The sequence below is a fragment of the Ruegeria faecimaris genome (assembly GCF_900182615.1).
In the GTDB taxonomy this organism is placed as follows: Bacteria; Pseudomonadota; Alphaproteobacteria; order Rhodobacterales; family Rhodobacteraceae; genus Ruegeria; species Ruegeria faecimaris.
On the sequence record NZ_FXTE01000001.1, the window covers coordinates 215,094 to 241,102 of the forward strand.

Here is a 26,009-nt window from a genome sequence, read left to right on the forward strand (position 1 = left end):
AAAGGCGCCGCTAATAGCGGCGCCTTTTAGATTTAGGCGGCGGAGGATCGACGCGGTCGCCGACGTTTTGGGCCTCCGGGATTGCCCGACTTGTTAGCTGCTTGCGGCTTTGGACCACGGCGACGGAACCCTCCGCCTTTCCGCGATTTTGCGGGTTCGGCGAACTCGGGCATTGTGCCGCTGGCGACCGGAACCTCAATTTTCATCAGTTTCTGAATCTGCTTCAGTTGATCCAGTTCATCCGGTGCACAGAAAGCGATCGCCTCGCCTTCGCGACCGGCACGGGCGGTTCGGCCAATGCGGTGGACGTAGTTATCCGGCACTTCGGGTAGGTCGTAGTTGATGACATAGGCAACGCCCGGGATGTCGATGCCGCGAGCGGCCACGTCTGTTGCCACCAAGACATTTATTTCGCCTGCGCGGAAAGCTTTGATCGCCCTGTCACGCTGTCCCTGACTTTTGTTGCCATGGATCGAGGCGGCGTTGAAGCCGTCGGCCACGAGACCCTTCATCAGCTTCTCGGCGCCATGTTTTGTACGCGAAAACACCAGCGTCAGAGCTTCTTTGTCCGCAGATAAAATCTCCCGCAGTTTGCTCGGTTTTTCCGCGCGGCTCAGGAAATGAACCGATTGGGTGATCTTGTCGGCGGCTTTACCCGGAGGGGACACTTGAATGCGTTGCGGGTTTGTCAGGTAGGCCTGGCTGAGTTCTTCCATCTGCTTGGGCATAGTGGCAGAGAACAGCATCGTTTGGCGGGGCGTGCCCAACTGCGGTGCAATCCGGCGCAGAGCATGAATAAAGCCCATGTCCAGCATCTGATCGGCTTCGTCCAGTACCAGATGACGTACCGAGCCGAGGTCGACTGCTCTGCGTTCCATCAGGTCGATCAAACGACCAGGGGTGGCAACCAGAATGTCTGTGCCGCGTGCCAGAAACGAAATCTGCCTGCTGATGGACTGACCGCCAACAACTGTCGCCACGCGCAGCTTCGTATTCGTGGTCAAATTGCGCAGGCTATCTGCGATTTGGTTGACCAGTTCACGGGTCGGAGCAAGGATCAGAGCCTTGGCGGTTTTCGGCGCAGGCTTGCCGGTCTGAGCCAGCAGGTGATCGATCAGAGGTAGGCCAAAAGCCAGTGTCTTGCCGGTGCCGGTCTGGGCAAGGCCCAGAATATCGTGCCCCTGCAATGCCATGGGGATTGCCTGGTTCTGAATCGGAGTGGGTTGTGAAAAATTGGCGCGTTTCAATGCGTCATTCAGGGCCGGGGCCAGGCCCAGCATATCAAAGTCGAACAAATATCATTCCTTTTTTGCCCCTGGCGACTGGATCACCACGGGCGACATAAATCAGCAGCGCAATATGCGATGCCAACAGGGTTACGCTAAGACTCTGGATGCACAGGCGTTTCCTGCGGCATCCGGCCGTCGCATTCAGAACCCTGCGTGAAGGGGAACTATGGGGTGAATCGAGCGCTGTGGAGCAGGTCGGACCTGCCAATGCTCACGCGTCAGCGCTTTGTTAAGGCGCTCATGCAGGTTGCGGGGCGGAATGTCAAGCTGTGCGTTATAGATCACATCCGGCGAAAAGGATCGTTGTGGGCTGTCTGCAACCTTTAAGCAGTGAGATTGACCGCTTGGTTGATCGCAAAACCTGTTCTTACAGCTCGATATGTAGGGAAGGGCATCCGCGCGGCAGTTTCAATGTCCCGTCGGATCCAGTCGAGCGCCTCTAGCTGTTGAAGGGACGACGACAGCGCCCGATCCGTGATCGATACCAAATCCGATTTGATGGCGGAAAAGCGGTGCGGAGTGCCGGTGAGTGCCAGGATCGGGACGGTCCAGGATTTACGGACGAGCTTGAACTTGGTGTCATCCGGAACGGCGTTTACGATTGCGCTGGCCATACTGGCGGCTTCGATCCCCGGCAGGGTTAATCGGAATTCAGGGCGCAATGGGTGCCCGTGGCCCGGATTCCTTTCGATCAGGTCAAGGCGTATGAGATGGTCCAGGCTTGCCGCGAAGGCAGTTCTTCCTGCGCTGGTGGCAGCAAGCAGAGCGGCCTGCCTGCCAGGAGTGCCGGAATGCATGAGTGCCAGAATATTCAGCGACCAAGCTCGGGAGGTCAGCTTGACAAGCAAATTAATGTCCATAAAGTATAGTTAATATAATTTAGCTCAAAAGGAAAGATTGATGCCCCTTGTTTCTTTGAAAAACACGATCACCCTTGCGATTTCGGTTCGGGACCGCCATGCAAGCGCCGAATGGTTCAGCGACAAATTGGGGTTTGAACTTTCCCATCACATAGATGAGGCGGGTTGGAGTGAGATGCGCACCAATGTGGATGGCGTCACATTGGGTTTAGGAGAGCAGGCCGAGCCCTCACCGGGCAATTGTGTTCCAGTGTTTGAGGTCGCCGATATCACCACCGCGCGCAGTGCGTTAGAGGATGCAGGGGTGGCATTCGACGGTGCGACGGAAACGATCGAAGGAATGGTCAGCACGGCCACGTTTTATGATCCGGATATGAATGCGCTGATGCTGGCACAGGATTTGACTGGCAGCAGCTAAAGACGCGCGCGGGGAAGAAATTGTTAACCTGCACCGAACGTTCCCTGTTGCGTGGGTGTTGCGCAATTCATTGACTTTTCGAACTTAATTTGGTACGAACTGTGTCATGCTAGAAGAAGTGAGCAACGGCCTCGGGGTAACATCCGGCGGCCGTTTTTCGTTTCTCTCGTGCGGAGAAAACTCACGCATGAGGTCAATACGCAAACATGACATTGATTACCCCGGAAGAGCGGATTTCCCAAACGGCTGACTTGTTGCAGTCACTTGAGACATCCATTCGCGGTCTGCGCAAAGCAGCGGAAGAACTGTGCAGGCAGATCGGTGCCGGGGAGGATGCAGATATTGCTGGTGCAGGTAAGCAACTGGGACAGCTTGAGGGGCTGATCCGAAGTTGCCAAAAAGTGGAGACAAGCTTTGTCGAACAACATCACAGACAAGCCGGAATTGCCCAAGGGGGCTATGCGCTCGACCTTGATAGGGCACGATCTGAGATCGGGTGCAGGCTGGCTCGCCTCCGAGCCTGCTGTGGTGCAGGACAGATTTCTGAGTGAGATCGGGGAGGGGGGGCTGTGCGCCCTCCCTTTCCTGTTTGAGTTCTGGGCGCTGCCGCATCAATTGCCGCCAGAAGGTGACTGGCGGTCCTGGGTGATCATGGGCGGGCGCGGAGCCGGTAAGACCCGGGCCGGGGCTGAATGGGTGCGGTCTATGGTCGAGGGGTCTTTGCCGTTGGACACGGGTAAGGCGCGCCGGGTGGCTCTGCTTGGCGAGACGTTTGATCAGGTGCGCGACGTGATGATCTTTGGCGATAGTGGGATATTGCAATGCTCACCACCGGATCGTCGACCTATTTGGAAGGCGTCAGAGCGAAAACTAGTCTGGCCCAACGGGGCCGAGGCGCAGGCGTTCTCGGCCCATGATCCTGAGAGATTGCGCGGGCCGCAATTCGATGCGGCCTGGGTGGATGAGCTGGCTAAGTGGAAAAAGGCGGGCGAGACATGGGATATGCTGCAGTTTGCTTTGCGGTTGGGGGATCAGCCCCGGGTCTGTGTGACAACCACGCCGCGCAATGTGAAAGTTTTGAAGGATCTGCTGGCGTCGCCGTCCACGGTGCAGACCCATGCGCCGACCGAGGCGAACCGGGCCAATTTGGCGGGGTCGTTTCTAGCCGAGGTGCGCGCGCGCTATGCCGGTACACGGCTGGGGCGGCAGGAGCTGGATGGGGTGCTATTGTCGGATGTCGAGGGGGCGCTGTGGACAGGTTCGATGCTGGAGGCGGCGCGGGTTAGCCAAGTGCCAGAGTTGGACCGCATCGTGGTGGCGTTGGACCCGGCGGTGACGGCGGGGGCGGCTGCGGATGCTTGCGGGATCGTCGTCGTTGGAGCGTGTTTGCAAGGGCCGCCCGAGGAGTGGCGCGCCTATGTGCTGGCCGACCGGACGGTGCAGGGGGTTGGCCCGGCGGGCTGGGCGCACGCGGCGATTGACGCGATGGATGAGTTCGGGGCCGAGCGGCTGGTGGCCGAGGTCAATCAGGGCGGTCAACTGGTGGAAGAGGTCGTGCGGCAGGTGGATCCTCTGGTCCCGTTTCGGGCTGTGCGGGCCTCACGTGGCAAGGTGGCACGGGCCGAGCCTGTGGCAGCGTTGTATGAGCAGGGGCGGGTGTCGCATGTGGCCGGGCTGGACGCGCTGGAGGAGCAGATGTGTCAGATGACCGCGCGGGGGTATCAAGGGCAGGGCTCGCCCGACCGGGTCGACGCGCTGGTCTGGGCGCTGCATGAGTTGGTTGTAGGGCCTGCGGGGGCGTATCGGCGGCCTAGGGTGCGGAGTTTGTGAGGATAAAAAAAGGCGGAGAGCGGCGGTTGAAGGACTGATCGCGGTCCGAAGTGACGTAGCCAGCGATTTATGCTAGGAATACACCCTTTGCGACCACAGGGTCGGGGAGGGATTTCGTAGTGTCTACAAGTGACAAAAACTTCACCGGCTCAATTCCAGACATTTATGATGAATTTCTGGTTCCATTGATTTTCGAATCTTATGCTGCAGACTTGGCAAAGAGAGTCGCTGATACCAAACCCAAAGCTGTTTTGGAGACCGCCGCGGGTAGCGGAGTAGTAACACGTGCGTTGGCCCCGCTGCTGAGCGACGAAATTCGTTATGTGGTTACTGATTTAAATCAACCGATGTTGGACAGAGCGTCAACGCAGCAACCGAAAGCCAATCGAATAGAATGGAAGCAGGCGGATGCGTTGGCGTTGCCCTTTGAGACAAATACATTTGACGTTGTCTGTTGCCAGTTTGGGGTGATGTTTTTTCCTGACAAAGTAGCTGGTTACAAGGAAGCCCTTCGTGTTTTGAAGGATGGCGGGTGTTTTATCTTCAATGTTTGGGACAGTATCGAAGAGAACGAGTTTGCGCATTGCGTGACGAAGACGGCATCTCGGTTTTTCCCGGAAGATCCCCCAGTGTTTTTAGCAAGAACACCCCATGGGCACGGCAATATTGATTCAATTGTCGATGATCTTAAGGAAGCTGGTTTTTCGGATATCGAAACACTGACCATTTCCGAGCAAAGCCGAGCGAGCAATCCGCAAGCTCCGGCAGTGGCTTACTGCCAGGGGACACCGCTTAGAAATGAGTTGGAAGAACGTGCTGCGGGCTCATTGACTGAAATTACAGACGCCGCCGCCGCCGACATCGAAAAGCTGTTTGGTAAAGGGCCGGTGTCCGGCAAAATTCAGGGGCATGTTTTTCTTGCGAGACCGTAAACGCCAAATTGATTTTTCTACCCACTCTATTCGCTTCTGCGTTGTGAATTAGTAAGAATTCCAACCCGTTGCCCTACCCCCGTACGTTCTATTCCCGAGGCATAAACTTCTCTGCGTCATAACTCCTTTCAACAAGCCGGACACAGCGGCGACAGAAAGGAGCATCTGGACATGGTATTCGATTTCTTGCGTCGTGGAGCGGCAGAGGAAGCGCCCGAAGCAAAGGCAAGTGCAGCCGGACCCGTGGTTGCATGGCAAACCGGTGGGCGCGTGGCGTGGAGCCCTCGGGACACGGTATCGCTGACGCGGACGGGGTTTTCGGGGAACCCGGTGGGGTTTCGCTCGGTCAAGCTGATTGCCGAGGCGGCGGCGGCGTTACCTTTGGTGCTGCAGGATCAGGCGCAGCGGTATGAGACGCATCCGATCCTGTCCCTGATGCGGCGTCCTAATGCGGCGCAGGGACGGGCAGAGTTGATGGAGGCCTTGTTCGGGCAGTTGCTGCTGTCGGGCAATGCCTATGTTGAGGCTGTGCAGGCCGAGGAAGGACTGCCGGTTGAGCTGCATGTGCTGCGATCCGATCGGATGAGCGTGGTGCCGGGAGCGGATGGCTGGCCCAAGGCGTATGATTACGCTGTGGGCGGCAAGAAACACCGGTTTGCGGCGGAAAATATCTGTCATATCAAGTCGTTCCACCCGCAAGATGATCATTACGGGTTCTCGCCGATGCAGGCGGCGGCGATGGCGATTGATGTGCATAACAGCGCGTCGCGTTGGTCAAAATCGCTGCTGGACAATGCGGCGCGGCCTTCGGGGGCGCTGGTCTGGAAGGGCGGTGATGGCCATGGAGTTATGGCCGAGGACCAGTTCCGGCGTCTGTCCGATGAGATTGAGCAGAACTATCGCGGGGCGCGGAATGCTGGTCGTCCGATGGTTCTGGAAGGGGGGTTGGATTGGAAGCCGATGGGCTTTTCGCCCTCGGACATGGAGTTTCAGAAGACCAAGGAAGCCGCCGCCCGCGAGATCGCGCTGGCCTTTGGGGTCCCGCCGATGCTGCTGGGGATACAAGGCGACGCGACCTATTCGAACTATCAGGAGGCCAACCGGGCGTTCTATCGCCTGACCGTGCTGCCCCTGGTGACGCGGGTGGCGGCGGCGGTGTCGGAGTGGCTGGCGGGTTTTTCCGGTGAGGAATTGGTGCTGAAGCCCGATCTGGATCAGGTGCCTGCGCTGTCGGCGGAACGGGACGCGCAATGGGCGCGGGTCAATGGGGCCGAATTCCTGAGCGATGCCGAAAAGCGCGCCTTGCTGGGGCTGCCGGAGCGTGCGGATGGCTGAAGGATATCCGCCATTCGATTGCGCGCCAGGCTTGCGGCTGGCCGCGCATGAGCGGGTGGCCGAGATCCAGCATGAACATCTGTGCAGGCGGCTGGATCAGATCGAAGAGATGATGGAGCGGCTGGAGAGGCGGTTGTGGCTGACGGTGTATGGCGTGGCAGCGGTGATCCTGGCGCAGGCGTTTCAGTCATTCCTTTCAGTAACACCATGAATTCAGCAGGTTACATGGAGAAGATTATGGATTTGGAGCATAAGTTCGCACGGTTCGGAGAGGGCCTTTCGGTGACCGAGGACGCGGTGATCGAAGGTTATGCCAGCCTGTTTGGACAGGTGGATCAGGGCAGTGACGTGGTGCAGAAAGGTGCGTATCGCGGTTCCCTTGAGGGGCTGGCTACAGCGGGCCAAAGGGTCAAGATGCTGTGGCAGCACGATCCGGCGCAACCCATCGGGGTTTGGGACGAGGTGCGCGAGGACGACCGGGGCCTGTGGGTCAAGGGCCGTCTGCTGAAAAGCACGCAAAAGGGCCGCGAGGCGGCCGAGTTGATCCGGGCGGGCGCAATGGATGGCCTGTCGATTGGCTATCGTACCAAGCGCGCCGTGAAGAATGACAAGGGCCAGCGGGTCCTGACCGAACTGGAGCTGTGGGAGGTGTCGCTGGTGACGTTCCCGATGCTGCCCAGTGCGCGGGTGGCGGCAAAGGGGGTGGACCCCGAGGCCGAGAACACCTGGCGCAGTATTGCCGAGGTGTTTGATCACGCCCGGCAGGAACTGGCGCGAACCTAGCGCGCCGAAACCTCACCCCCAAAAAGGAAGTGCTGATGAGCAAGACCGAAACCCCGGCCTTGACCGGAGAGGGTGTGCCCCTGGTTCAGGAGGTGAAGCAGGCGATGACTGGCTTCGTGAACGAATTCAAGGGCCTCAAGGCTGAAGTTAAGACAAAATTGCAACAGACAGAAGAGCGACTGACCATGCTGGATCGTAAATCAACCATCGCGGCACGCCCGCATCTTGCGGCCTCAATCGAGGACGGCGCACCGCATCAGAAGGCCTTTGATGCCTATGTGCGTTCGGGTGAGGATGACGGCCTGCGTGGTCTTGAGATGGAGGTGAAATCCCTCTCGAGCGCTGTGAACAGTGACGGTGGGTACCTGATTGACCCGCAAACCGCCGAGATCATCAAATCGGTGCTGAAATCTACGGCCTCTATCCGCTCGATTGCTTCGATCGTAAATGTCGAGGCGAACTCGTTCGATGTTTTGATCGACCACACGGATGTCGGTGCGGGCTGGGCAGATGAAAATGCTGCGGCGAGCGAAACCAGCACCCCGTCGATTGACCGAATCTCGATCCCGCTGCACGAGTTGAGCGCACTGCCCAAAGCCTCGCAGCGACTGCTGGATGACAGCGCGTTCGATGTCGAGGGTTGGCTGGCCGGCCGTATCGCGGACAAGTTTGCACGCGCCGAGGCCTCGGCCTTTATCAACGGCGACGGTGCGGACAAACCCAAGGGTATTCTGAACCACGCCAAGGTCGACAACGATGTCTGGGATTGGGGTAACATTGGTTATATCCCCACCGGCATCGATGGCGGTGTCGAGGCGGATGCCATTGTGGACGTGGTTTATGCGCTGGGTGCGCAGTACCGGGTCAACGGGACCTTCGTGATGAACTCGAAAACTGCTGGTCTGATCCGCAAGCTGAAAGACAGCGATGGCCGCTTCTTGTGGTCGGACGGTCTGGCTGCGGGTGAGCCGGCACGTCTGATGGGGTATCCGGTGCTGATCGCCGAAGATATGCCGGATGCGGGAACCGACAGCTTTTCGATTGCTTTCGGTGACTTCCAGGCGGGCTATACCATCGCCGAGCGTCCGGACCTGCGCGTATTGCGCGATCCCTTCAGCGCCAAACCGCATGTTCTGTTCTATGCGACCAAGCGCGTCGGCGGCGATGTCAGCGACTTTGCTGCGATCAAACTCGTGAAATTCGGCACCGCCTAAAGCGGGCTGAATCCCGGGGGGCCTTCGCCCCTCGGGGCGGCGGGCACGGGTCGGGGTGAGACCCCTGCGTTGTCTAGCTGCTCCCCTCCGTCCGAGCAACGTGGGGCGGCGCGTGCCCGTCAATTCCTGAAGTTACGGCCCCGGAGGGGTCCGAGATTGCGGAGTGAATGGATGATGTTGATCGAAGAAACCGCCATCGCGGATGCGGCGCTGCCGGTGGATCAGTTCAAGGCGCATTTGAGGCTGGGAACAGGCTTTACTGGTGCCGGCGTGCAGGATGAAGTGCTCAAGGGCTTCTTAAGGGCGGCGATTGCTGCGATTGAGGCGCTTACCGGGAAGGTACTTATCACGCGTGAGTTTTCCTGGAGCCTTAACAGTTGGCGTGACCCTGCGGGCGAAGTGCTGCCTGTGGCGCCGGTCTCGACCATCAATACGGTCAGTTTGACGGATGCAGCGGGTACTGAAACCGCCGTTTCGTCTGACAGATACAGATTGGATCTCGATAGCCAGCGCCCGCGGATACGCCCTGCCGGGGCTGTCTTGCCCGCTATTTCGACCGGCGGATCCGTGAAGATCGCGTTTATCGCCGGTATTGTCGGGGAATGGTCAAGCTTGCCGGCAGATCTTGGGCAGGCGGTTCTGCTGTTGGCCGCGCATTACTATGAATACCGGGATGAGACCACGTTGGGTGCCGGCTGTATGCCCTTTGGCGTGACCAGCCTGATCCAACGCTATCGTGTGGTTCGTTTTGGTGCAGGGGTGGCCCAATGAAGGCGCCCCGGCTGAATAGAAAACTGTTGCTTGAATCCTCCGTGCGCACCGCTGATGGCGCCGGTGGGTATCTGGAAACATGGGTCGCCTTGGGCTCGGTTTGGGCCGAAGTCACTGCGCGCAGCGGGTCAGAGCGAAATGTTGCAGGGTTGCCGGTTTCGCGTGTCGGCTACCGGATTGTGGTTCGTGGCGCACCCGAAGGATCGACCATGCGCCCCTCGCCGGATCAGCGGTTTGCGGAAGGCACACGCCGTTTCGTTATCCGCGCCGTCGCCGAGCGGGACCTGCGCGGCCAGTACTTGATCTGCTTTGCGGATGAGGAGGTGGCGGTATGAGCTATGGTGTTTCAGCCGCGTTGCAGGCGGCAATTTACCAGAAATTGTCGGAAGACACACAGATCAGCACTCTTTCAGGTGGAGCGATCTATGACGCCGTTCCAGCGGGTTCAGTTCCGCAAACCTATGTGACGCTGGGCCCGGAAGAGGTGCGCGATGCCTCGGACCGGTCGGGGACCGGTGCGGTGCATCGGTTCACGGTGTCCGTCGTGTCCGAAGCTGCCGGGTTCGGTGCAGCAAAAACGTTGGCGGGGGCGGTTTGTGACGCCCTGGACAGTGCGGGGCTGACCCTGGATCGAGGCCGATTGGTCGGGCTGTGGTTCGAACGTGCCTCGGCCCGTCGGACCGGAACGGGCGGCGCGATCCGCCAGATCGACCTGAAATTCCGCGCCCGCGTGGAAGACGATTAAGCAATCAACGGAGAGAGCAAATGGCTGCCCAGAACGGAAAAGACCTGTTGGTCAAAGTGGATATGAACGGCTCAGGCCTGTTCGAGACCATTGCGGGGCTGCGTGCCACGCGGGTCAGTTTCAACGCGGAAAGTGTCGATGTGACCAGCCTGGAAAGCCAGGGTGGCTGGCGCGAGCTTTTGTCTGGCGCGGGGGTCAAGTCGGCCTCGATTTCGGGCTCGGGCGTATTCAAGGACGCGGGAACGGATGAACGCGCGCGACAGCTGTTCTTTGACGGTGAGACACCGGGTTTCCAGATCATCATCCCGGATTTCGGGATTGTTGAGGGTGCGTTCCAGGTGACCGGCATCGAATATGCGGGCTCTCACAATGGCGAAGCGACCTATGAAATGAGCATGGCAAGCGCCGGTGCTCTGACCTTTACGGCGCTGTAACGATGGCCAATCCGTGGACAGGAGAGGTGGCACTGACCATCGATGGAGAGCAACGGGTTCTGAAGCTGACCTTGGGCGCTTTGGCGGAACTGGAACGGGAATTGGGCACAGGGACACTGGTTGAACTGGTGCAAAGGTTCGAAGGCGGCGCCTATTCCAGCGGTGATGTTCTGGCGCTTATCGTCGCCGGGCTGCGGGGGGGCGGGGCCAATGTCACCCGCGCCGATCTGCTGAGTGCCGAGATTGAGGGCGGGCCAATGCACGGCGCGTGTGCTGCGGCCGAGTTGTTGGCAAGGGCCTTCATGGTGCCGGGGCAGGCATGAGCGGGTTCGACTGGCCCGCATTGATGCGGGCCGGATACCTCAGCCTACGCCTGACACCGGATCAATTCTGGAGCCTTACCCCGGCCGAGTTGCGGCTGATGCTGGGGCATGGCGCGGGCATGCCTTCGATGAACAGAATGGGTTTGGATGCGTTGCTGACGGCCTATCCGGACAAGACAATAGGAGAGCGTGATGACGGATCGTAACGGGTTGGAAGACCTGCAGGAGCGGGGCGAGGCGCTTGGCGACTCGTTGGGTGATGCGGCGTCGATGGCCGCGGCATTTGATGGGCAGATGAAGCGCATCAAAGCAGCCTTTGAGGAAACGGGCAAGGATGTTGCAACGCTGGAGCGTGGCATGTCCGGTGGCCTGCGACGGGCGTTCGATGGAGTCGTGATGGACGGAATGAACCTGTCCGATGCGCTGGACGTTTTGAAGAACTCGATGATCCGCACCGCTTATTCTGCTGCGATCAAACCGGTCACGGATCATTTCGGCGGCCTTCTAGCCAATGGGATCGGAGGTTTTGTGAAGGGCATTCTTCCTTTTGCTGACGGCGGCAGCTTCAGCCAAGGACGGGTGATGCCCTTTGCCAACGGTGGAGTGATCAGCGGTCCAACCACGTTTCCAATGCGTGGCGGCACCGGGCTGATGGGCGAGGCTGGCCCCGAGGCCATCATGCCGCTGGCCCGCGGTACCGATGGGAAGTTGGGCGTGCGCATGTCTGGCGGCGGCTCTGCGGTGAACGTGGTGATGAACATCACGACCCCGGACGTGCAAGGTTTCCGTCGAAGCCAAAGCCAGATCGCGGCCCAGATGAGCCGCGCGCTGGGCCGTGGCAATCGCAATAAGTAGATCAGGGAGCAGACCATGAATTTCCACGAGGTGAGATTTCCGGCCAGCCTGAGTTTTGGTTCGGTCGGTGGGCCCGAGAGGCGCACGGATATTGTGACGCTGGCGAACGGGTTCGAAGAGCGCAATACCCCCTGGGCGCATTCGCGGCGTCGCTATGATGCCGGTCTGGGTATGCGATCCTTGGATGACATCGAAACGTTGATCTCGTTCTTCGAGGCGAGGCAGGGACAGATGTTTGGATTTCGCTGGAAAGACTGGTCCGATTTTAAATCTGGTGCGGCTACGGGCGAAGTTGCCCAAGGCGACCAGATCATTGCGCAAGGTGATGGCGTAGCGACAGAATTCCAGTTGGTAAAGACCTATTCCTCGGGTGGATTCAGTTATGTAAGGCCGGTCGTCAAACCCGTATTGGGAACCGTCCGCGTGGGCGTCGAGCAGGATGAGATGCGTGAAGGTGTCGACTTCGAGGTGGATCTGAACTCGGGGTTGGTCACGTTCTATTCGCCTCCGCCTGAACGGGTTGATATCACCGCCGGCTTTGAATTCGATGTGCCAGTGAGGTTTGACACCGACAAGATCCAGACAAGTGTCGCGAGTTTTCAGGCAGGGGACGTTCCGAACGTGCCAGTGGTCGAGGTGCGTGTCTGATGGCTGGTGACAAACAGGCACTGCAGGCCCATCTGCAGAGCGGTCTGACAACGACCTGTCGGTGTTGGGCGATTACGCGCACAGACGGTGTTCAGTTTGGCTTTACCGACCATGACCTGAAGCTGAGCTTTGAAGGCCTGGACTTCAATGCAAGTTCGGGTCTGACGGCGGCCGCGATCGAGCAGGCAACGGGGCTGTCCATTGATAACTCGGAAGCAATGGGTGCGTTATCGGATGTCGCAGTAACCGAAGAGGATATCGAATCCGGTCGCTTCGACGGGGCCGAGGTGCGGGCATGGCTTGTGAACTGGGCCGATCCATCGCAGCGAATGTTGCAGTTCCGCGGATCAATCGGTGAATTGCGACGGGCAGGTGGGGCTTTTCATGCCGAACTGCGGGGCCTGACAGATAAGTTGAACCGACCTTTGGGCCGGATTTACCAAAAGCCCTGCACAGCCGTGTTGGGCGACAAGGCGTGCGGGTTCAACACCGATGCCCCGGGATACTCGGCCGAAGCTGAGATCGTCGGTTTGACGGGTGGCAGTATTTTGCAGCTGCGAGGGGCGGAAACTCACCTTGAGGCATGGTTCGAACGTGGGCGGCTCGATGTGCTGACAGGCCGCGCGGCTGGGCTGTGGGGGGCGGTCAAGAAGGACCAAAAGACTGACGATGGCCGTTCGATCGTTCTGTGGTCTGCAATCAGCGGAGGATTGGCCGAGGGCGACAAGGTAAGGCTGACCGCGGGTTGTGACAAGCGCATGACGACCTGTCGTGTGAAGTTCAATAATATCAATAATTTCCAAGGCTTTCCTGACCTGCCTTCCGAAGATTGGGTGATGGCCGTTCCCAAGAACAACGGGGCGAACCGCGGAGGCAGCAGACGATGACCCCGATAAAGCAAAGCATTGTTGATGAGGCCCGAAGCTGGCTTGGTACCCCCTATGTTCATCAAGCTTCTGTCAAAGGGGTCGGAACAGACTGTCTGGGCCTGCTGCGCGGCGTATGGCGGGCGGTGCTTGGGCACGAACCTGAGGCCGTCCCGATCTATAGCATGGATTGGTCTGAACCACAGGGCGAAGAGCGTATGTGGGCCGCAGCACGCCGCCATCTTATCGAGAAAGACCCGGCATGGTTTTCTGTCGGAGACGTGTTGCTGTTTCGTATGCGGGAAAGTGGCGTTGCCAAGCATTTGGGGATTGTCAGCACCTGTCGAGACATCCCTCGGTTCATTCACGCTTATTCCGGACATGGCGTTGTTGAAAGCGCCCTGAGCGACCCGTGGCGACGGCGGGTTGTTTCTTGTTTTGAGTTCCCCACGGAGGATATCTAGATGGCGACGATATTACTGTCTGCGGCGGGTGCCGCTGTTGGCGGGGCCATTGGCGGGACGGTTGCGGGGCTGTCCACGGCAGTTATCGGCCGTGCCATTGGTGCCACTCTTGGGCGTGTCATCGACCAGCGTTTGATGAGCCAGTCGGTCATGGGCAGCGGCAGCGAAGTTGTAGAAACGGGCCGATTGGACCGTTTTCGCCTTACTCAGACGGGCGAGGGCGCCGCTGTCGCCAACATCTTTGGTCGGATGCGTGTCGGGGGGCAGGTTATCTGGGCTTCGGATTTTCTGGAAGCCCGCAGCACCAGCTCTACCACGCAATCGGTTGGGGGTGGCAAGGGATCCCCCAAGCAGCCCGAGGTTACAACGACCACCAACAGCTACAGCTATTCAGTTTCATTAGCGGTCGCGTTGGGCGCGGGGCAAATATCTGACGTGCCGCGTGTCTGGGCAGATGGCGAAGAGATTGAGCGCAGCAGTTTGAATATGCGCGTCTATCCTGGCACCGACGATCAGCTGCCCGATCCGTTGATCGAAGCAATCGAAGGTAGTGGAAATGTCCCGGCCTATCGTGGCACCGCCTATATTGTGATCGAAGATTTGAAGCTGGGCGCTTTTGGAAACCGCGTCCCGCAGTTCTCGTTCGAGGTCGTGCGGCAAGAGCAGCCTGGTTTGCCTGATACCGAAAATTCCTTGTCACGTATTGTACGAGGCGTGGCGCTAATGCCTGGGACCGGTGAATATGCACTGGCGTCCCAGCAGGTGAATTACACAAAAGGCCGCGGCCGCAGTTGGGCGGCCAATGTGAATTCAACCTCTGGTTTGCCTGATCTCGTGACGTCCACACAAGCCTTGAAAAGTGAACTTCCGGGCTGTGAAGCCGCCTCTTTGGTTGTGTCCTGGTTCGGAAGTGATCTGCGATGCGGTCAATGCAAGATACAACCAAAGGTTCTGCAAAATGGTATCGAAGGCAAAAATATGTCCTGGGGTGTCGCGGGGCTGACAAGGGCAACCGCCCAGATCGTTCGTCAGGAAAATAACGAGCCCGTCTATGGCGCGACACCAGCGGACGCATCGGTCATTCAAGCGATCCAACACCTTAAGCAAGAGGGGAAGCGGGTCATGTTCTACCCGTTTATCCTGATGGATCAGATCGGTGGAAACGGATTGCCCGATCCGTGGTCAGACGCCAGCGATCAGCCCCACCTTCCCTGGCGCGGTCGCATCACCCTGAGCGTTGCGCCTGGGCGGGACGGGTCTCCGGACCAGATGGCTGAGGCCGATGTTCAGGTGTCCGATTTCTTTGGTCAGGCGCGAGCGGATGATTTTGTTATCGGAAACGGCACGGTTTCCTATTCTGGCCCGCAGGAATGGGGGTTGTGCCGATTTATTCTTCACTACGCTGCCTTGTGTAAGGCGGCAGGTGGGGTGGACTCCTTCTGTATCAGTTCGGAAATGCGTGGTCTTACCCAGATTCGTGGCCTAAACGGATTTCCGGCCGTTGAGCAGCTGCGCGTTTTGGCAGGGCAAGTGCGTAGTATTCTGGGGCCAGACACAAAGATCGGTTATGCGGCGGACTGGAGCGAGTATTTCGGCTACCAGCCAAATGATGGCAGTGGGGATCGCTACTTCCACCTCGATCCGCTTTGGGCGGATGACAACATAGATTTCGTCGGTATCGACAACTACATGCCTCTGTCCGACTGGCGGGACGGTGAAGATCACGTGGATGCGGATGCCGGCGCAAAATCCATCTACGATCTTTCCTATCTGCTTGGGAACATCGAAGGTGGCGAAGGCTATGACTGGTATTATGCCTCGCCCGAAGAAGAGGCGGCACAAATCCGCACACCGATCGAAGACGGCACCCATAACGAGCCGTGGATCTGGCGTTATAAGGACGTTCGCAACTGGTGGTCACAACCGCATCACGAGCGAATCAATGGTGTGCGCAGCGATAACCCGACTCTTTGGTTGCCAGAGTCCAAGCCAATCTGGTTCACTGAGCTCGGTTGTGCGGCAGTAGACAAAGGCACCAATCAGCCCAACAAGTTTCTGGATCCTAAATCTTCAGAATCCGGGTTGCCGAAATATTCAAACGGGTTTCGGGACGACTTTCTGCAGGCGCAATACCTCAGGGCGGTCCTTGGCTATTGGTCGGACGCAGATATCAATCCAGTTTCATCCAGCTATGGTGGCCCGATGGTGGACGTGTCCAATGCCTATGTCTGGGCGTGGGATGCGCGGCCCTATCCGACCTTTCCAAACCTGCGCAGCCAATGGAGCGATGGGGCAAACTATGCCCGCGGCCATTGGCTTAATGGGCGTTCCGGCTCACGAACGCTGGCCTCTGTTGTGACCGAACTTTGCCATGCAGCCGGCGTTACCGAGATTGATGTCTCGGGTCTTTACGGTACCGTTCAGGGCTATGCGGTTGAACAGGTTTCGGATGCCCGTTCGGCATTGCAACCGCTCATGCTGCGGTATGGTTTCGATGCGCTTGAACGCGAAGGAAAGCTGATCTTTCAGATGCGGGATGGCGCACGTGCCCTGACCCTGAATGAAGAGCAGTTGGCCATCACTTCGGACATTGACGGACACGTGGAATATCGTCGCGAGGCTGAGGCGGAAATATCTGGCCGTGTCAGGCTGCGCTTTGTTCAGTCTGATGCTGACCATGAAATATCCTCGGAAGAGGCTGTGTTGCCTGATGATGAAACCCATTCGGTATCGGTAAATGAGATGCCGTTGTCCATGACGCGGGCCGAGGGGCGTCAAACGGTGGAACGCTGGCTGAGTGAGGCGCGTGTCTCGCGTGAAACGGCCAGGTTTGCATTACCGCCTTCGCATTTGAATGTCGGGGCAGGGGATGTTGTGCGGCTGGTCAGTGGTGGGCAGGACGCGCGCTATCGCATTGACAGGCTTGAACAGGCCGAAATGCAACTGGCCGAGGCTGTCAGGATCGAACCCGGCGTTTACACACCGCCAGATGCCCCCGCTGATGAAGTTACAGCGAAGCCATTTGTCGCTCCGGTGCCGGTGCTGCCGGTATTCTTGGACCTGCCTCAGATCCCCGGTTCCGAAGTGCCGCATGCGCCATATCTTGCGGTTGCAGCAGACCCTTGGCCAGGAAGCGTTGCGGTGTATGCCGCATCAAGCGATGAGGATTACGCGTTGCATCAGGTGATTACAGGGCAGGCCATAATAGGCTTCACCGAAAGCCCGATGCGAAGGGCCAGTGCCGGACTTTGGGACGAGGGCGATGCCTTGCAGGTCAATCTGGTAGATGGCGTCCTGGAGTCCCGTCCACGGTCTGCCTTGTTAAACGGCGCAAATCTTGCAGCGATTGGCGACGGAACGCCCGGCAATTGGGAGGTGTTCCAGTTCGCGGATGCTGCTCTGCAAGAGGAAGGTGTCTATACCCTATCCGGGCGGCTGCGCGGTCAGCTGGGGACAGATGCAATCATGCCCGATCTCTGGCCCGAAGGATCAATGTTCGTGTTGTTGGACGAACGTGTCTTCCAGACAGGGTTGTTGCGGTCGGAACGTGGCCTGACCAAACATTATCGCATTGGCCCTGCAACCAGAGGGTATGAAGATCCCTCTTACGAGCATCTGGTCGAGGCCTTTGAAGGCAATGGTTTGCGGCCCTATGCCCCCTCTCATCTTCGCGTGCAGCAATCCAGCTCGAGGGACGTGTTCTCATGGGTGCGGCGGACACGTCTGGATGGCGATGACTGGTCCGGGCTGGATGTGCCGTTGAATGAAGAAACCGAAGCCTACCTTGTTCAGGTCCGGCAGAATGGTAGCCTGATCCGCGAAGAGGTCGTTGCCCAGCCGGATTGGCACTATACGTCATCCATGAAGGCCACGGATACTGTTACAGGGTCTTATGAGGTGTCGGTTTCGCAGATATCTGCGGCTTACGGACCCGGATTGCCTGTCAGGCTGCAGGTCGGATAGGCGCGGTGCGGCCCGTATTGCACGGAGATGTCAGCGCGGCGGCGCGTGTTTTGTTGAACGCGCCGCCCGATCAGCGTGACCGTTTATGCCGACGTATGATTGCCGAAGCTGAAACGGCTGACGGCCATGTAAGTAAAACAGGGCGGCTACACCCGTTGTTCGGCAACGGTTCGTTAATGGCTGCGGCGCGAAACCGGCGCCTTGCCGCCGAACCCTCATTCGATGATCTGCAGTATTGCCGGTGTTTTGAGACGGTGCTGCGTCATTTGATCCGGTTCCGCATTAACCAGAAGCACAGCTGACACATCTGGTTGCGGCGAGGTCCAATTCAAGTCGGCCATTTGGAATCGGCTCGCCGCAATCTTCGCAGAAACCGTATTCTTGACTTTCAATCCGCTTCAGCGCGGCCAAAAGGCGTCGGTATTTCAGGTCCCGATTGACTTGGTGCGCCTTGGCCATGGCCTGGTTCTGTAGCGCATCCATCCGGCTCAGACGACCGATAGATTGTTGATCCAGTTCAACAACAGATTGCGCATCTTTCCCGGCCTGCGACTGGCGCTCCAATTCGTCCATCCTGGCACGGATTTTCTCGTTGATTTGCTTCAGGTCAGCCTCATTCATTTTCGTTGCTTTGCCGATCACGGGTTTGCGTTTGGCCTTTTAGCCACTAAATGGCATTCTAGGCGCAGCAAAGGATCAAAAGCCATGTTGGAAAAGCGCAGTCATGTCACACCTGTAGATCCCGTTTGGGATCGCATCACGACCGAGGCTCAGGCAGCGGTCGAGAATGAACCACTGATGGGTGGATTGGTGCACGCCTGTATTCTGCATCATCGCAGCCTGACCAGAGCATTGTCCTATCGCGTTTCCGCTAAACTATGCTCGAACGAAATGTCGATGATGGTTCTGCGCGAGATCGTGGACGAAGCTTATGCTGACGATCCCCATTTGATTGAGGCCGCCCGCGCAGACCTGATGGCGGTCTACGAGAGGGACCCGGCCTGCCACCGTCTTCTGCAACCGATTCTGTATTTCAAGGGTTATCAAGCGATGCAGGCCTACCGCGTCGCCCATTGGCTATGGCTCAAGGGGCGATATGATCTGGCCTATTTCTTCCAGATGCGGTCCTCCGAAATCTTCGGCATCGACATTCACCCGGCTGCCAAAATCGGTAAGGGGATCATGATCGACCATGCTCATTCCATCGTGATCGGTGAAACGGCCATCGTTGGCGACAATGTTTCGATGTTGCATTCGGTCACGCTGGGCGGGACCGGAAAAGAAGAGGAGCAACGTCACCCCAAGATTGGTGATGGCGTTTTGATCGGCGCCGGCGCCAAAGTCTTGGGCAATATCAAAGTGGGCCATTGTAGCCGGATTGCCGCCGGTTCGGTGGTGCTGCAAGAGGTGCCACCATGCAAAACTGTTGCCGGTATTCCGGCCAAGATCGTCGGTGAAGCAGGATGTGACCAGCCCTCGATCTCGATGGATCATATGCTGGGCAAAGATCACTAGATCTGAAGGTTCTTAAAGAAAAAGGCCGCCCAGTAGAGGGCGGCCTTTTTTTAGCCAGATATCAGGCTAGCATGACCATCGGGTTTTCCAGATTGTCGACGATCGCCTGCAGCAGCTGCGCACCGAGGGCACCGTCGATGACCCGGTGATCGACCGACATCGTAACCGACATGACTGTTGCAACCGTCAGTTCGCCATCGTCACCAACAACTGGTTTCTTTGCGCCAGTGCCGACGGCCAGAATGCCCGCATGCGGTGGGTTCACGATAGCGTCGAAATTGTCGATGCCGAACATGCCCAGGTTCGAGACCGCAAATGTGCCGCCCTGATACTCATGCGGGGCCAGCTTGCGTTCGCGGGCACGGGCAGCCAGGTCCTTCATCTCGGTTGAAAGCGCTGACAGCGACTTGGTGTCGGCGTTTTGCAGGACCGGCGTGAACAGGCCACCTTCGATCGCGACGGCAACGGCCACGTCCGAGGGTTTCAGCTGCAGAACCCGATCTCCCGCCCAGACGGCGTTGCATTCGGGCACCTGTTGCAGCGCATTGGCCAGGGCCTTGATGATGAAGTCATTGACGCTGAGTTTGACGCCGCGGGCCTCAAGTTGCTTATTCAACTGACCGCGGAATTTCAGCAGTGCATCCAGCTTGATATCCCGGCGTAGATAGAAATGCGGGATTGTTTGTTTGGCCTCGGTCAAGCGCGCGGCGATGGTTTTGCGCATCCCGTCCAGCTTAACCTCTTCGTAATCGCGGGATTCGTACATCCGCATGACCATATCCGTCGAGGGGCCGGTTGGCGCGGCTGTGGAGGCTGGTGCTAATGCGGCCTGTACAGGGGCAGCCGCCACAGCAGGGGCTGCGGTTGCGCTTTCGACATCCGCCTTGACGATACGCCCATGTGGGCCGGATCCACTGATTTGCGCTAGGTCGAGACCTTTTTGCGCAGCGATGCGACGAGCCAGGGGCGAGGCGAAGATACGACCGCCATCTGCCTTGACCGGCGCTGCCGGGGCGGGGACGGGCGCTTCGGACGCCGCTGGAGCGGAGGCCTCGTTGCCCGTGGCGGCTGGCGCCGCCGCCGGAGCCGCTGCAGGCGTTGCACTGATATCATCAGCGCTTTCGCCTTCTTCCAGCAAAACCGCGATGGCGGTGTTGACCTTGACCCCTTCGGTTCCTTCAGGGATCAGGATTTTGCCGATTGTGCCTTCGTCAACGGCCTCGAACTCCATCGTGGCCTTGTCGGTTTCGATTTCGGCGAGCAGATCTCCGGAGGAGACTGTGTCGCCCTCTTTGACCAGCCATTTGGCAAGCGTGCCTTCCTCCATGGTCGGCGACAGGGCGGGCATCAGAATTTCGGTGGGCATCTGTCTGTTGCTCCCTTACCGGTAGGTCACTTGTTTGACGGCTGCGATCACCTCGTCGGTGGTCACCAGCGCCAGTTTTTCGAGGTTCGCTGCGTAGGGCATCGGAACATCCTTGCCGGTGCAGTTGATGACAGGCGCGTCGAGGTAATCAAACGCTTCCTGCATCACCACCGATGAAATGTAGCTGCCGACCGAGCCTTGCGGCCAGCCTTCTTCGACGGTCACAAGACGGTTGGTTTTCATCACCGAATTGATGATTGCGCCTGTGTCCATCGGGCGGATGGTGCGCAGGTCGATCACTTCGGCGCTGATGCCGTCCTCGGCCAGTTTATCGGCGGCTTCCAGTGCGAACTGCATGCCGATCCCAAAGCTGACGATGGTCACGTCTGTGCCCTCGCGCCAGATGCGGGCCTTGCCCAACGGAATGCTCAGGTCATCCACCTGCGGTACTTCGAATGAACGACCATAGAGGATTTCGTTTTCAAGGAAGATCACCGGGTTCGGGTCACGGATCGCGGATTTCAGCAAGCCTTTGGCGTCGGCCGCTGAATAGGGCATGACGACCTTGAGGCCGGGGATCTGCATATACCAGGCTGCATAGTCCTGGCTGTGCTGGGCTGCCACGCGGGCGGCGGCACCGTTCGGACCCCGGAACACGATGGGACAGCCCATCTGACCGCCGGACATATAGAGCGTTTTCGCGGCCGAGTTGATGATCTGGTCAATCGCCTGCATGGCGAAGTTGAAGGTCATGAACTCGACAATCGGTTTCAACCCGCCAAAGGCCGAACCAACTGCGATCCCGGCAAAACCATGTTCGGTGATCGGGGTGTCGATTACGCGCTTGGCGCCAAACTCATCCAGCAAACCTTGCGAGATTTTATAAGCGCCCTGATATTCGGCGACTTCTTCACCCATCAGGTAGACGTCACCGTCATTGCGCATTTCTTCGGCCATGGCGTCGCGCAGGGCTTCACGCACGGTTTCAGATTTCATCTCGGCATCAGCTGGCCAATCTGGGGACAGATCTACCTTAGGTGCGGCTGGGGCAGAGACAGGAGCAGGGGCCTCAACCGCAGCAGGGGCGGCTTCGGTCGTCGCTGCGGCTGTGGGTGCAGCCGCAGGCAGGGCGGAGGCGTCTTCGCCTTCTTCGACGAGGATGGCGATAGGGGTATTTACTTTGACCCCTTCGGTGCCTTCAGCGATCAGGATCTTGCCCATGATCCCTTCATCAACGGCTTCAAACTCCATCGTGGCCTTATCTGTTTCGATTTCGGCCATGATATCGCCGCTTGATACGGTGTCGCCTTCCTTGACCAGCCATTTGGCCAGGGTGCCCTCTTCCATCGTGGGGGAAAGGGCGGGCATGAGAATTTCGGTTGCCATGTCTTAATCGTCCTCTCAGGCGTAGATATCTGTCCAAAGCTCGTCCAGCGACGGCTCGGGGCTTTCTTTCGAGAATTCAGCGGCTTGATTGACGATCTCCTTGATCTCTTTGTCGATCGCCTTCAGGTCATCCTCGGTCGCGTGTTTGCCGGAAAGCAGCAGCTCGCGGACATGTTCGATCGGGTCGCTTTGTTCGCGCACCTTCTGAACCTCTTCGCGGGTGCGGTACTTGGCCGGGTCGGACATCGAGTGTCCGCGATAGCGATAGGTTTTGATTTCCAGAATGTACGGACCTTTGCCTGCGCGGCAATGGGCGACGGCCTTTTCGCTGGCCTCTTTGACCGCTAGCACATCCATGCCGTTGACGATCTCGCCGGGGATGCCGAACGCCTCGCCTCGATGGTAGATGTCTTTGGTCGAGGTCGAACGTGCCTGGGACGTCCCCATGGCGTATTGGTTGTTCTCGATCACAAAGATCACCGGCAGCTCCCAGATCGCGGCCATATTGAAGGTCTCATAGACCTGCCCCTGGTTTGCGGCGCCGTCCCCGAAATAGGTGAAGGTGACGCGGCCGTTTTCCTGATACTTGTCGGCAAAGGCCAGACCGGCACCCAGAGGAACCTGCGCCCCGACGATGCCGTGACCGCCATAGAAATGCTTCTCTTTCGAGAACATATGCATCGAACCGCCTTTGCCCTTGGACAATCCGCCCTCGCGCCCGGTCAGTTCTGCCATTACGCCGCCCGGATCCATGCCGCAGGCCAGCATATGCCCATGATCGCGATAAGAGGTGATCCGCTTGTCACCTTCTTCGGCGGCTGCTTCCAGTCCCACAACAACTGCCTCTTGACCGATATACAGGTGGCAGAAACCACCGATCAGACCCATGCCGTATAGCTGGCCAGCCTTTTCTTCGAATCGGCGGATCAGCAACATTTCACGGTAATAGGTCTTGAGTTCTTCCGCAGAAACGTTTGGTTTCTTTGTGGTTTTTCGCGCAGCCATTGTGGCGATCTCCCCCTCTCGGCAAGATAGTTTAGCGTTAAACTATCTAATAGAACATTTGAGGCTTTCTGGCGAGTGGAAATATTGCGCTGTGGCTTGACACGCGGAAAACCGTTCAGGTAGGGACGTATACGTTACCACAGCAGGGATTTCCGACGAAGAATTTTGGTCCCGCTCAGCGGATGACAATCTCATCCGAGCGGATCATACCAAGGATCGAGCGCGCCTGCTGATCCAGTAAATCGAGGTCAAGATAGGTGTCTGAAAGCCTGCGGGTCAGATTTTCCATTTCGGCGATTTCGGTGCTCAACGCTGCAAGGTCGCGCGACAGAGCATCCCGTTCCGCTGCAATCTCGACCCGTCGAAACAGGCCATAGTCACCTTGGACGGCAGCAAAGGTGAAATACACACCCAGCATGAAAGCCACCGAGAAAAAAGCAACTGAGCCCAAACCGGGCCGATGGGAACGGGACACTCTGTTTACCGCCGTATGAAGTCTGCCTCAATGTCGTGCCATTATGCTTGGCATCTGACTGCACTATGTCACAGGTGATTCGGCTTGTGAATCCCCCGATTCGCAAAATTACCCGTGCAGCTGAATTTATTGTTCCAGCGCGGCGACGCCGGGCAGGGTTTTTCCTTCCATCCATTCCAGGAATGCGCCGCCTGCTGTCGAGATATAGGTGAAATCCCGCGCCGCGCCGGACGCGTTCAGAGCGGCTACGGTATCACCACCGCCCGCGACCGAGACCAACTGGCCCGAACGGCTGAGCGCGGCAGCCTTCAGTGCGGCCGCATTCGTTGCAGCATCGAACGGTTCCAGTTCAAAGGCGCCCAAAGGGCCGTTCCAGATCAGGGTTCGGCTTTGGCTGATGACTTCAGTGATAGCGGCGACACTCTCGGGGCCTGCATCCAGGATCATGCCGTCTTCGGGGCATTGGTCTGCGGGCAAAACTTGATGCGGCGCATTGGCCTGGAAGGCTTTTGCAACGACCACGTCACACGGCAGAACGATCTGACAACCAGAGTTTTCCGCCTTGGCAAGAATCTCTGCGGCAGTGTCTTTCATCGCGGTTTCGGCCAGCGATTTGCCGACACTGATACCTTGTGCCACCAGAAAGGTGTTGGCCATGCCACCGCCGATGATCAGGTGATCCACCTTGTCGATCAGGTTGCCCAGCAGCTCTAGCTTGGTTGACACTTTTGCCCCACCGACCACCGCTGTCACCGGACGCTCGGGCGCGCCAAGGGCGCTTTCAAGTGCTTGCAGCTCGGCCTGCATCAGCCGACCAGCGCAGGCAGGCAGCAGGCGAGCGATAGCTTCGGTTGAGCTGTGGGCGCGGTGCGCAGCGGAAAAGGCGTCGTTGCAATAGACCTCGCCCAGTTTGGCCATGCCAGCAGCCAGATCAGGATCATTCTTGGTTTCAGCAGCATGAAAACGGGTGTTTTCCAACAGCAATACTTGTCCGGCTTGCAGAGTGTCTGCGACAAGCTCGGCCTCGATTCCGACGCAATCGGCTGCGAACAGAACCTGCGCGCCAAAGGCGCTTTCCAGTGTGGGAATAAGTTGTTTCAGCGACAGGCTTTCGCGCCGCTCTCCGCCCGGGCGTCCGAAATGGGCCAAAAGGATAGGCTTGCCGCCTGAGGCGAGAATATCGCGTACTGTGGGAACGATGCGCTGAATCCGGGTAGCGTCGGTCACGACCCCATCCACCACGGGCACATTGATATCCACGCGCACCAGCACGCGTTTACCGTTCAGGTCCATATCGTCCAGTGTTTTCCAGCCCATCGCGCGATCCTCGTGTTTGGCAACCGATCTAGGCGGTTCTTTTCCTGCATTTTGCCCTCAGGTCAATGCGTCACTTGGCTTTCGCGTGTGTGGCGCATAGGTATTTGCGCAAGATAAACGACAGGAGGGCCACATGGCCGAGATCAAGGATCCCGAAAACACAATCATCATCGAGCTGAAGGGCGGCAATGTCGTCATCGAGCTGCTGCCAGATTTGGCCCCGCAGCATAGCGCTCGGATGAAGGAACTGGCGCGCAGCGGTGAATATGACAACGTGGCATTTCACCGTGTGATCGACGGTTTCATGGCGCAAACCGGTGACGTGCAGCACGGCGATATGGAAGACGGATTCAATCTGCGCAGTGCAGGCACAGGCGGGTCATCGCTGCCGAATGTTCCGGCAGAGTTTTCGAAACTGCCGCATGATCGCGGTACGTTGGGCGCGGCTCGGTCGCAGAATCCGGACTCGGCCAATTCGCAGTTTTTCATCAACTTTAGCGACAACCATTTCCTGAACGGCCAATACACGGTCTATGGCCGTGTCATCGACGGGATGGAGCATGTGGACGCCATCGTTCGGGGCGAGCCACCCGCAAGCCCGGATCGTATGATCAGCGTCAAGGTGGCTGCCGATGTATAAGCTGGCCGCCGCATTTGTCCTGCTGGCCGGTCCTGCACTGGCCACGGGCCTTGAGATCGAGATTGAGGGAGAGGGGGCCAATGGCACCGTAACCGTTGATCTGTTTGACGATATTGCCCCCAAGCATGTTGAACAAATTAGCGCCCTTGCCGCTGCTGGTCAGTATGATGGCGTGGTGTTTCACCGCGTGATCGACGGCTTCATGGCTCAGACCGGTGACGTTGAACACGGTCGGGTCGGTGGCGATATGCGTCGTGCCGGTACTGGTGGTTCGGATCGGCCGGATCTGCCAGCTGAGTTCTCGGACTATAACTTTGATCGTGGTGTTATTGGCATGGCGCGGGCGCAGGATCCCGACAGTGCCAACTCGCAATTCTTCATAATGTTTGAACCTGGGCCGTTCCTGAACGGTCAGTATACGGTTGTCGGTCAGGTCACTGACGGTATGGACGTTGTTGATGCGATCAAGCGGGGCGAAGGCCCGAACGGAGCCGTAATCGGCCAGCCGGATGCGATGAAAAAGGTCACCGTGACCGAATAGATAAAAGGACCCCGGTGCCTGGTCAGGTGCCGGG

The 26,009-nt window shown here is 58.3% G+C and carries 30 protein-coding genes; 22 read left to right on the forward strand and 8 right to left on the reverse strand.

Features of this window, described 5'->3' with window-relative positions; translation table 11 throughout:
* Nucleotides 1-32: 32 nt before the first annotated feature.
* Nucleotides 33-1,295 carry a DEAD/DEAH box helicase gene (locus FN806_RS01080; RefSeq protein WP_142633162.1) on the reverse strand — a complete coding sequence of 421 codons (1,263 nt, stop codon included), beginning with the start codon at nucleotides 1,293-1,295 and terminating at the stop codon, nucleotides 33-35.
* A 317-nt stretch (nucleotides 1,296-1,612) separates the two neighbouring features.
* On the reverse strand, nucleotides 1,613-2,149 hold the full coding sequence (locus FN806_RS01085) for a winged helix-turn-helix transcriptional regulator (RefSeq protein WP_142633164.1): 537 nt from the start codon (nucleotides 2,147-2,149) through the stop codon (nucleotides 1,613-1,615).
* Nucleotides 2,150-2,189: 40 nt separating this feature from the next.
* On the opposite strand from FN806_RS01085, the gene FN806_RS01090 reads away from it, so the two are divergent.
* The 19 genes from FN806_RS01090 to FN806_RS01185 all read left to right on the forward strand — a co-directional run bounded on the left by FN806_RS01090 (nucleotide 2,190) and on the right by FN806_RS01185 (nucleotide 18,032).
* Nucleotides 2,190-2,567, forward strand: a complete 378-nt coding sequence (locus FN806_RS01090) for a VOC family protein (protein WP_142633166.1) — start codon at nucleotides 2,190-2,192, stop codon at nucleotides 2,565-2,567.
* 459 nt (nucleotides 2,568-3,026) lie between these two features.
* A complete protein-coding gene (locus FN806_RS01100) occupies nucleotides 3,027-4,397 on the forward strand; it encodes a DNA-packaging protein (RefSeq protein ID WP_246097159.1) in 1,371 nt (456 codons plus the stop codon).
* A 119-nt stretch (nucleotides 4,398-4,516) separates the two neighbouring features.
* Nucleotides 4,517-5,329, forward strand: coding sequence for a class I SAM-dependent methyltransferase (locus FN806_RS01105; protein ID WP_142633171.1), 813 nt, complete (start codon nucleotides 4,517-4,519; stop codon nucleotides 5,327-5,329).
* A gap of 171 nt (nucleotides 5,330-5,500) precedes the next feature.
* Nucleotides 5,501-6,664, forward strand: coding sequence for a phage portal protein (locus tag FN806_RS01110; protein ID WP_142633173.1), 1,164 nt, complete (start codon nucleotides 5,501-5,503; stop codon nucleotides 6,662-6,664).
* On the forward strand, nucleotides 6,657-6,875 hold the full coding sequence (locus FN806_RS01115; RefSeq protein ID WP_142633175.1) for a GTA head formation protein, RCAP_rcc01685 family: 219 nt from the start codon (nucleotides 6,657-6,659) through the stop codon (nucleotides 6,873-6,875). The genes FN806_RS01110 and FN806_RS01115 overlap by 8 nt, the downstream gene beginning before the upstream one ends.
* A 14-nt stretch (nucleotides 6,876-6,889) precedes the next feature.
* On the forward strand, nucleotides 6,890-7,447 hold the full coding sequence (locus FN806_RS01120; protein ID WP_142633177.1) for an HK97 family phage prohead protease: 558 nt from the start codon (nucleotides 6,890-6,892) through the stop codon (nucleotides 7,445-7,447).
* A gap of 35 nt (nucleotides 7,448-7,482) precedes the next feature.
* Nucleotides 7,483-8,661 carry a phage major capsid protein gene (locus tag FN806_RS01125; protein WP_142633179.1) on the forward strand — a complete coding sequence of 393 codons (1,179 nt, stop codon included), beginning with the start codon at nucleotides 7,483-7,485 and terminating at the stop codon, nucleotides 8,659-8,661.
* Between the two features lie 171 nt (nucleotides 8,662-8,832).
* Nucleotides 8,833-9,432, forward strand: coding sequence for a head-tail connector protein (locus FN806_RS01130; protein ID WP_142633182.1), 600 nt, complete (start codon nucleotides 8,833-8,835; stop codon nucleotides 9,430-9,432).
* Nucleotides 9,429-9,767, forward strand: coding sequence for a phage head closure protein (locus FN806_RS01135; protein ID WP_142633184.1), 339 nt, complete (start codon nucleotides 9,429-9,431; stop codon nucleotides 9,765-9,767). The genes FN806_RS01130 and FN806_RS01135 overlap by 4 nt, the downstream gene beginning before the upstream one ends.
* Complete coding sequence (locus tag FN806_RS01140; RefSeq protein WP_142633186.1) at nucleotides 9,764-10,177, forward strand: DUF3168 domain-containing protein; 414 nt, start codon at nucleotides 9,764-9,766, stop codon at nucleotides 10,175-10,177. The genes FN806_RS01135 and FN806_RS01140 overlap by 4 nt, the downstream gene beginning before the upstream one ends.
* Before the next feature lie 20 nt (nucleotides 10,178-10,197).
* Nucleotides 10,198-10,611 carry a phage major tail protein, TP901-1 family gene (locus FN806_RS01145; RefSeq protein WP_142633188.1) on the forward strand — a complete coding sequence of 138 codons (414 nt, stop codon included), beginning with the start codon at nucleotides 10,198-10,200 and terminating at the stop codon, nucleotides 10,609-10,611.
* A gap of 2 nt (nucleotides 10,612-10,613) precedes the next feature.
* Nucleotides 10,614-10,934, forward strand: a complete 321-nt coding sequence (locus FN806_RS01150; RefSeq protein ID WP_142633190.1) for a gene transfer agent family protein — start codon at nucleotides 10,614-10,616, stop codon at nucleotides 10,932-10,934.
* Nucleotides 10,931-11,140, forward strand: a complete 210-nt coding sequence (locus FN806_RS01155) for a rcc01693 family protein (RefSeq protein ID WP_142633192.1) — start codon at nucleotides 10,931-10,933, stop codon at nucleotides 11,138-11,140. Before FN806_RS01150 ends, FN806_RS01155 begins: the two co-directional genes overlap by 4 nt.
* The gene (locus tag FN806_RS01160) at nucleotides 11,127-11,789 is read left to right on the forward strand and encodes a phage tail tape measure protein (protein WP_142633194.1); all 663 of its coding nucleotides are present in this window, start codon (nucleotides 11,127-11,129) and stop codon (nucleotides 11,787-11,789) included. The genes FN806_RS01155 and FN806_RS01160 overlap by 14 nt, the downstream gene beginning before the upstream one ends.
* 15 nt (nucleotides 11,790-11,804) lie before the next feature.
* Nucleotides 11,805-12,437, forward strand: a complete 633-nt coding sequence (locus tag FN806_RS01165) for a DUF2460 domain-containing protein (protein WP_142633196.1) — start codon at nucleotides 11,805-11,807, stop codon at nucleotides 12,435-12,437.
* Complete coding sequence (locus tag FN806_RS01170) at nucleotides 12,437-13,324, forward strand: DUF2163 domain-containing protein (RefSeq protein WP_142633198.1); 888 nt, start codon at nucleotides 12,437-12,439, stop codon at nucleotides 13,322-13,324. The genes FN806_RS01165 and FN806_RS01170 overlap by 1 nt, the downstream gene beginning before the upstream one ends.
* Complete coding sequence (locus FN806_RS01175; protein ID WP_142633200.1) at nucleotides 13,321-13,767, forward strand: C40 family peptidase; 447 nt, start codon at nucleotides 13,321-13,323, stop codon at nucleotides 13,765-13,767. The genes FN806_RS01170 and FN806_RS01175 overlap by 4 nt, the downstream gene beginning before the upstream one ends.
* Nucleotides 13,768-17,730, forward strand: a complete 3,963-nt coding sequence (locus tag FN806_RS01180) for a baseplate multidomain protein megatron (RefSeq protein ID WP_142633202.1) — start codon at nucleotides 13,768-13,770, stop codon at nucleotides 17,728-17,730.
* Between the two features lie 5 nt (nucleotides 17,731-17,735).
* Nucleotides 17,736-18,032: a DUF7742 family protein gene (locus tag FN806_RS01185; RefSeq protein WP_142633204.1), complete on the forward strand. Its 297-nt coding sequence runs from the start codon at nucleotides 17,736-17,738 to the stop codon at nucleotides 18,030-18,032.
* On the opposite strand, the gene FN806_RS01190 is transcribed toward FN806_RS01185, so the two are convergent.
* Nucleotides 18,013-18,372 (reverse strand): TraR/DksA family transcriptional regulator, encoded by a 360-nt coding sequence (locus FN806_RS01190; protein WP_342781988.1) that lies wholly within the window; start codon nucleotides 18,370-18,372, stop codon nucleotides 18,013-18,015. The two genes, FN806_RS01185 and FN806_RS01190, sit on opposite strands and share 20 nt — an antisense overlap.
* 63 nt (nucleotides 18,373-18,435) lie before the next feature.
* On the opposite strand from FN806_RS01190, the gene cysE reads away from it, so the two are divergent.
* Nucleotides 18,436-19,245, forward strand: a complete 810-nt coding sequence (cysE, locus tag FN806_RS01195; protein ID WP_142633207.1) for a serine O-acetyltransferase — start codon at nucleotides 18,436-18,438, stop codon at nucleotides 19,243-19,245.
* Between the two features lie 61 nt (nucleotides 19,246-19,306).
* Here cysE and FN806_RS01200 read toward each other — a convergent pair whose 3' ends face one another.
* The 5 genes from FN806_RS01200 to FN806_RS01220 form a co-directional block, all read right to left on the reverse strand.
* Nucleotides 19,307-20,611: a pyruvate dehydrogenase complex dihydrolipoamide acetyltransferase gene (locus tag FN806_RS01200; RefSeq protein WP_142633209.1), complete on the reverse strand. Its 1,305-nt coding sequence runs from the start codon at nucleotides 20,609-20,611 to the stop codon at nucleotides 19,307-19,309.
* Between the two features lie 15 nt (nucleotides 20,612-20,626).
* Nucleotides 20,627-21,997, reverse strand: coding sequence for a pyruvate dehydrogenase complex E1 component subunit beta (locus tag FN806_RS01205; RefSeq protein WP_142633211.1), 1,371 nt, complete (start codon nucleotides 21,995-21,997; stop codon nucleotides 20,627-20,629).
* A 15-nt stretch (nucleotides 21,998-22,012) separates the two neighbouring features.
* Nucleotides 22,013-23,002, reverse strand: a complete 990-nt coding sequence (gene pdhA / locus FN806_RS01210) for a pyruvate dehydrogenase (acetyl-transferring) E1 component subunit alpha (protein ID WP_142633213.1) — start codon at nucleotides 23,000-23,002, stop codon at nucleotides 22,013-22,015.
* 175 nt (nucleotides 23,003-23,177) lie between these two features.
* On the reverse strand, nucleotides 23,178-23,477 hold the full coding sequence (locus FN806_RS01215) for an FtsB family cell division protein (RefSeq protein WP_185956602.1): 300 nt from the start codon (nucleotides 23,475-23,477) through the stop codon (nucleotides 23,178-23,180).
* 126 nt (nucleotides 23,478-23,603) lie between these two features.
* Entirely contained in the window at nucleotides 23,604-24,794 is a 1,191-nt protein-coding gene (locus FN806_RS01220) for a phosphoglycerate kinase (protein ID WP_142633215.1), read from the reverse strand.
* A 133-nt stretch (nucleotides 24,795-24,927) separates the two neighbouring features.
* On the opposite strand from FN806_RS01220, the gene FN806_RS01225 reads away from it, so the two are divergent.
* Together FN806_RS01225 and FN806_RS01230 are read left to right on the forward strand one after the other, a co-directional pair.
* Nucleotides 24,928-25,434: a peptidylprolyl isomerase gene (locus tag FN806_RS01225; protein WP_142633217.1), complete on the forward strand. Its 507-nt coding sequence runs from the start codon at nucleotides 24,928-24,930 to the stop codon at nucleotides 25,432-25,434.
* The gene (locus FN806_RS01230) at nucleotides 25,427-25,975 is read left to right on the forward strand and encodes a peptidylprolyl isomerase (protein ID WP_142633219.1); all 549 of its coding nucleotides are present in this window, start codon (nucleotides 25,427-25,429) and stop codon (nucleotides 25,973-25,975) included. The genes FN806_RS01225 and FN806_RS01230 overlap by 8 nt, the downstream gene beginning before the upstream one ends.
* The last annotated feature ends 34 nt before the right edge of the window (nucleotides 25,976-26,009 follow it).

What these genes read in the sequence shown, in the direction of transcription:
- FN806_RS01085 (WP_142633164.1), bottom strand. Translation starts at nt 2,149, where the DNA reads ATGGACATTAATTTGCTTGTCAAGCTGACCTCCCGAGCTTGGTCGCTG.
- FN806_RS01090 (WP_142633166.1), top strand. Translation starts at nt 2,190, where the DNA reads ATGCCCCTTGTTTCTTTGAAAAACACGATCACCCTTGCGATTTCGGTT.
- FN806_RS01100 (WP_246097159.1), top strand. Translation starts at nt 3,027, where the DNA reads ATGCGCTCGACCTTGATAGGGCACGATCTGAGATCGGGTGCAGGCTGG.
- FN806_RS01110 (WP_142633173.1), top strand. Translation starts at nt 5,501, where the DNA reads ATGGTATTCGATTTCTTGCGTCGTGGAGCGGCAGAGGAAGCGCCCGAA.
- FN806_RS01115 (WP_142633175.1), top strand. Translation starts at nt 6,657, where the DNA reads ATGGCTGAAGGATATCCGCCATTCGATTGCGCGCCAGGCTTGCGGCTG.
- FN806_RS01120 (WP_142633177.1), top strand. Translation starts at nt 6,890, where the DNA reads ATGGAGAAGATTATGGATTTGGAGCATAAGTTCGCACGGTTCGGAGAG.
- FN806_RS01125 (WP_142633179.1), top strand. Translation starts at nt 7,483, where the DNA reads ATGAGCAAGACCGAAACCCCGGCCTTGACCGGAGAGGGTGTGCCCCTG.
- FN806_RS01130 (WP_142633182.1), top strand. Translation starts at nt 8,833, where the DNA reads ATGATGTTGATCGAAGAAACCGCCATCGCGGATGCGGCGCTGCCGGTG.
- FN806_RS01135 (WP_142633184.1), top strand. Translation starts at nt 9,429, where the DNA reads ATGAAGGCGCCCCGGCTGAATAGAAAACTGTTGCTTGAATCCTCCGTG.
- FN806_RS01140 (WP_142633186.1), top strand. Translation starts at nt 9,764, where the DNA reads ATGAGCTATGGTGTTTCAGCCGCGTTGCAGGCGGCAATTTACCAGAAA.
- FN806_RS01145 (WP_142633188.1), top strand. Translation starts at nt 10,198, where the DNA reads ATGGCTGCCCAGAACGGAAAAGACCTGTTGGTCAAAGTGGATATGAAC.
- FN806_RS01150 (WP_142633190.1), top strand. Translation starts at nt 10,614, where the DNA reads ATGGCCAATCCGTGGACAGGAGAGGTGGCACTGACCATCGATGGAGAG.
- FN806_RS01155 (WP_142633192.1), top strand. Translation starts at nt 10,931, where the DNA reads ATGAGCGGGTTCGACTGGCCCGCATTGATGCGGGCCGGATACCTCAGC.
- FN806_RS01160 (WP_142633194.1), top strand. Translation starts at nt 11,127, where the DNA reads ATGACGGATCGTAACGGGTTGGAAGACCTGCAGGAGCGGGGCGAGGCG.
- FN806_RS01165 (WP_142633196.1), top strand. Translation starts at nt 11,805, where the DNA reads ATGAATTTCCACGAGGTGAGATTTCCGGCCAGCCTGAGTTTTGGTTCG.
- FN806_RS01170 (WP_142633198.1), top strand. Translation starts at nt 12,437, where the DNA reads ATGGCTGGTGACAAACAGGCACTGCAGGCCCATCTGCAGAGCGGTCTG.
- FN806_RS01175 (WP_142633200.1), top strand. Translation starts at nt 13,321, where the DNA reads ATGACCCCGATAAAGCAAAGCATTGTTGATGAGGCCCGAAGCTGGCTT.
- FN806_RS01180 (WP_142633202.1), top strand. Translation starts at nt 13,768, where the DNA reads ATGGCGACGATATTACTGTCTGCGGCGGGTGCCGCTGTTGGCGGGGCC.
- cysE (WP_142633207.1), top strand. Translation starts at nt 18,436, where the DNA reads ATGTTGGAAAAGCGCAGTCATGTCACACCTGTAGATCCCGTTTGGGAT.
- FN806_RS01200 (WP_142633209.1), bottom strand. Translation starts at nt 20,611, where the DNA reads ATGCCCACCGAAATTCTGATGCCCGCCCTGTCGCCGACCATGGAGGAA.
- FN806_RS01205 (WP_142633211.1), bottom strand. Translation starts at nt 21,997, where the DNA reads ATGGCAACCGAAATTCTCATGCCCGCCCTTTCCCCCACGATGGAAGAG.
- pdhA (WP_142633213.1), bottom strand. Translation starts at nt 23,002, where the DNA reads ATGGCTGCGCGAAAAACCACAAAGAAACCAAACGTTTCTGCGGAAGAA.
- FN806_RS01220 (WP_142633215.1), bottom strand. Translation starts at nt 24,794, where the DNA reads ATGGGCTGGAAAACACTGGACGATATGGACCTGAACGGTAAACGCGTG.
- FN806_RS01225 (WP_142633217.1), top strand. Translation starts at nt 24,928, where the DNA reads ATGGCCGAGATCAAGGATCCCGAAAACACAATCATCATCGAGCTGAAG.
- FN806_RS01230 (WP_142633219.1), top strand. Translation starts at nt 25,427, where the DNA reads ATGTATAAGCTGGCCGCCGCATTTGTCCTGCTGGCCGGTCCTGCACTG.